Raw genomic sequence first — 4,835 nt, 5'->3', positions numbered from 1 at the left:
AATTGCGCATGCAATTTAACCTCCTTTGATGATGGAAAATAGGCTTGGCAGATGGACTTGTTATTTTTTTGATTGTGCCTTATTTAATACAAGTAGACGCTCAGCCAAATAAACTTCTTCGTCAGTAACATTTTTACTGCTATACCGGATATTTTGAAAGCAATCAAGTAATTTAATAATATCAAGATTATCAAAAGTTTCATCCTTTTCTAATCTTTCTTTAAACTCTTTTAATGTCTCTCCTTCTTTTATTCCATACCCTTGCTTCTCAAGATTTAAGATAATCTTTCTCATACATATAAAGACTTTTTCTCGATTGCTGGATTTTTTATATATCCTTTTTTTATTCCATTTAAACGTTCCTATTCCAAGTAAAACAATAATTACTGAAAGAGCTAATCCTATAAATAAATGTTTTATCCATAATAATATTCTATCAAAACTATTATCTTCTAATGTCTGCAATTCATCTTCTTTTGCAGAAACTTTAATTTTCTCAGTTGACTTATTATCTGAATTAATGTGCTCCTGCCAACCTCCGTTATTAACTGACCAATTTATTGCATTATCATAAGAGCCAGGTGTTGGATCCATCCGAATCCATCCAAAACCTTCAATATAAATTTCTGTCCACACATGCGCTGACTTTGTTTTGACTTTATACCATTCTTCGTCATTTTCACTATAATCTAAGGTTACACCTTCTACATATCTTGTTGGAATATCTAAATATCTACACATAATTGCCATGGCACTAGCAAAATAAATACAATAGCCTTGCTTTTGTTCAAATAAGAAATAATCTACTGCATCCTTTCCTTCTGGAAGCTGATCAATTTTAGTCGAATAATCATAATTGTCTTTTAAATATTCGCATATAGCTTCTGCTTTATCATATTGATTCGTACAGTCCTTGGTTATATCTTCTGCCAGTTCACGAACTCTTTCTGGTGTTTCTTTGGGGATTTGTAGGTACTCCTCTTTTATTCTTTTACTTCTTTCAAATAGATATTCTCTAAAATCATTTGAGGTAATATATTTCACCTGATCTTCACTTAAATTAAATGCATTAATTGACTCTTTAAATAAACTTCCCTCAAAATTACCTTTTCCAACCTGCATTTGCTTATAGTAATCATCATTTTTAATAAGTCCTCTTATATATTGCTTAAGATTCTTATTATCCATATTCATAATTACAGCAGATACATCATATGAATCTCCTTTCTTTCCCTTATCAGCGAAATATACATTGTCCCCAATTTGATTACTCTCTCTATTTTCATCACTTTCTATAGAAAAACTATTTTCTGGCCTAAAAACAGTTTTGGTCTCAAGTTTATCAAATCGTATTTTATAACTTATCTTCTTTGCAAAATATTCATCAGGAGTCTTCATTAAATCAGTATGATATAAATTATATAGTTTCTCATACAAATCCATTTTATATTCTTCAACATAGCTATCATAACTATTTTGATCCTTTTTCCATTGACTTCCTGTATAAGTATCAAGTATTAATCCATTCAAATACCTTATTCTTATATTACTCTTTGTTGAAAGAAAAAACATATTTCGTTCCTTCTCATCAATTAACTTTCCAAAAGAATTAGTTCCTTCTTCCGAAAACCCTGCCCTCTTTACATCAAATTCATTTTTTTCTTCATTTCCAAACTGCTCTATGTTGTATATAAGATCCTGAACATTATCTTTTATACTATTAATGGTGTAGTTTGCCCATGACCACTTTATTGGTTGCTTATCTGAAGGGAAACATATTGCTAAGAATACAGCTGCTGCAATAAATGGAGCTAAACATGCTTCAGTATACCTTGTCATACCTCCTGCTTTAACCAAATAAGCTTCGACTATAATATCAAAGCAGCAAAATAACATCATTCCTGTTAATATAGCATTCCATTGTATATTATTCATTCCACATATAATCATAAACACTAGTAAAACCAATGCCATAATCACTTTTAAAATTATATACTTCTCCATATATCTTACAATTTTAATTATAATTAAAGATAATATAAAAACAGTTACCATTGAATAAGGTAAATTAAATTCTCCTACCCCTTTAAAGTATTCGTAATTCCAATGAAAGGCGTTTTGGAGGAATAACAAAATTTTTATTTTAAAAAGAATTACCATTACCAACAATATTATTACAATAAATATAGCTAGAATTCCAAAGAACATCTTTTTTATTTGAAAATCACTTAAAATTCCTGTAATTACAACAATTAACAATGAAATTAGGAACAAATAAAAAAATGGAATTTCCCAACCTAAGGATTTAAAGATACCATATAAGATTAACATTGTAATAGAAAATTCTCTTATAAACATGTATAATTCTGATATTATTTCGGTTTTTATTCTAATTTCCAATTTTCCCATCCTTCCTAAAAGTGATTAGTCGAACTGTAACCCCCTTTTCTTCGAAAAACTCTATTCTTTTTTTTTCTTTTTCGCCCAATGCACTTATAATTAGAAGAATACATACCTCTATACCTGTATATGAAGACTTTAATATATTATAAAGTTTAATATTTAATTCATGAGTAATAATAATAGCATGTTTCACAGTTTTCAGCCATTGTTTACTCGTTTCACATAATTCATAACTTGGCATATTTCCTATAAATGAAAACTTTGCGCATAACATATAAAATTCATCCCATTCATTTATAGTTTGAATAGGTAATCTATTGTAACCATTTTGCTCAAAGCAAACAAAACAAGGTATTTTCTTCTTATAACAATAATTTGCAGCTGCTAATGTTTCCTCAATGATACCATCTTCCAACAATAGCTTGTCCTCTTCACCAATGCCTATTGGACTTAAATCCATTATAATCATAACTTCAAGTTTTACACTTGCATGATGAATTCTAGTCATTAGCTTTCCTGCTTTAGCAGATAGTTTCCAATGTACTTGTCTCATTGGATCTCCTGTAACATATTGTCTTACTTGTATATCTATCTGTTCCTCTTCCCTCATTGAAGAAATAGTATTTTTTTCATCTTTATCTTCATCTATTACATCTGAATCTTTCCACTCAACAATCCTTGGTAATACTGTAACAGGCAGCTGTGATGGTACTTCGTAAGCAATATTGAATAAGTGCAAATAATCAGTAATCACAAAATATTTAACTCCCACAAAATATCTTCCACGATATCGGCAGCATAGATTTGTTTTGACTTCCTCTCTTTCTCCAGGCATAAGGCAGAATTCTTTCATTTCATTAATGCCAACAATATAAGAATTATCATGAAAAAAGTAAGCCTTTATTCCACTATAAATAAACTGATCTTGATTTTCTAAACTAAAAAGATAATCTACAGGTTCTCCCTTTACTAATACTCTCTTTCCTGTAACCTGTGAAAACCTAAAACGATCCCATACAATCACAATATATATGAATGATGTTATCGGTATAAGGATAGAAAAATAAAATAAGGCATAAGGGATTGTTCCGCCATAATTACTTACTAGAACTCCACTTGCGATAATTAGAATAACTGAAATAATCCAATTTTTCTTCATTTTATGATTCCTCCTACCCTCTACAATATAGGTATTCTAATCATTTCTCTTATATCAGATAAAACTCTTTCTACGGAAATTCCCTTCATCCTTGCTTCTGAAGAAAGAAGAATTCTATGTGCTATAATCGGTTCAAATACTTCTATCACATCATCTGGTATAACATATTCCCTTTGTCTACAATAAGCCATTGCCTGAGATCCTCTAATCCAATCCAAAGTTGCTCTTGGGCTTATCCCTAATGTAATATCATCATTATTTCTACTAGTTTGTGTGATCTTTAAAATATATTCAATTAAGTCTTCATGAATCTCAACTTTCGTTACCTCATCCTGCATTCCGCATATTTCAAGTTCATCAGAAATAGAATTTACTTCTCTCCACTTTCTATTTGAAAGAAATTTATCCACCATCCTCTTCTCTTCATCTTTATTGGGATATCCCATGGATAATTTCATAAAAAAACGGTCTAACTGCGCTTCTGGAAGATGGTATGTACCAATGCTATCAATACTATTCTGAGTAGCTATTACCATGAATGGTCTAGGCAAAACATAAGTATTCCCATCCACCGTAACTTGCCTCTCTGCCATGGCTTCTAGCAAACTTGCTTGCGTCTTTGGTGAGGCTCTATTAATTTCATCTACCAAAACGACATGGTTCATTACGCTCCCTTTTACAAATTCAAAGGTTCCTTTTTGCATGTTATATACAGAAACGCCTGTTACATCACTTGGTAATGTATCAGGAGTAAATTGAATACGATTAAATCCACAGCCAATAGTCTTAGCTAAAGTTTTAGCAAAAGTAGTTTTTCCAGTTCCAGGGACATCTTCTAGTAATACATGACCTTCTGACAAAATAGCAACCATAACCATATTAATTACGTCTCTTTTCCCTACTATAACCTTTTCAATATTTGAAATAATTTTATCTACACTTTTATATCTTTCCATTATCCATGCCCCCTAAATGATTTAGCCAAAAATATTAATTTATAATATATTTTTCTGCTTAAGTTACCATAACATATTGTAAAACAAAATAAATTTAGTACCATATTACTTATAAAACGTAAAATTAATATAATTATTCAATTATATGGAACTTATATATTTTTAGGGTATCATTCCACTATATTAATGTCAATGCTGCTCAAATTCTTAAAACATCTTTTGGAACTTTTACTAAAAAGTAAATAACAATGAATAAATAAAAAAAGGGAGTGTCGCAAAATGATTAAATTTTAATCAGGAGCGATGCTCCTTTTCGG

Annotated in this window: 3 protein-coding genes; all 3 read right to left on the bottom strand. The window is 30.2% G+C overall.

What is annotated here, in order from left to right; all coding sequences use genetic code 11:
• Positions 1 to 60: 60 nt before the first annotated feature.
• From COL3_RS18080 to COL3_RS18070, 3 genes are read right to left on the bottom strand one after another with little or no spacing between them, the layout of a single operon-like run.
• Positions 61 to 2,400, bottom strand: coding sequence for a transglutaminase domain-containing protein (locus tag COL3_RS18080; RefSeq protein WP_008423477.1), 2,340 nt, complete (start codon positions 2,398 to 2,400; stop codon positions 61 to 63).
• On the bottom strand, positions 2,390 to 3,562 hold the full coding sequence (locus COL3_RS18075) for a DUF58 domain-containing protein (RefSeq protein WP_008423476.1): 1,173 nt from the start codon (positions 3,560 to 3,562) through the stop codon (positions 2,390 to 2,392). Before COL3_RS18075 ends, COL3_RS18080 begins: the two co-directional genes overlap by 11 nt.
• Before the next feature lie 20 nt (positions 3,563 to 3,582).
• Positions 3,583 to 4,518, bottom strand: a complete 936-nt coding sequence (locus COL3_RS18070) for a MoxR family ATPase (protein ID WP_008423475.1) — start codon at positions 4,516 to 4,518, stop codon at positions 3,583 to 3,585.
• Positions 4,519 to 4,835 lie beyond the last annotated feature (317 nt).

The organism is Clostridium sp. LS (assembly GCF_002760435.1).
Lineage (GTDB): Bacteria > Bacillota > Clostridia > Clostridiales > Clostridiaceae > Clostridium.
Note: the sequence above shows the minus strand (reverse complement) of the source record. Positions and strands in the feature narration are given on the sequence as shown.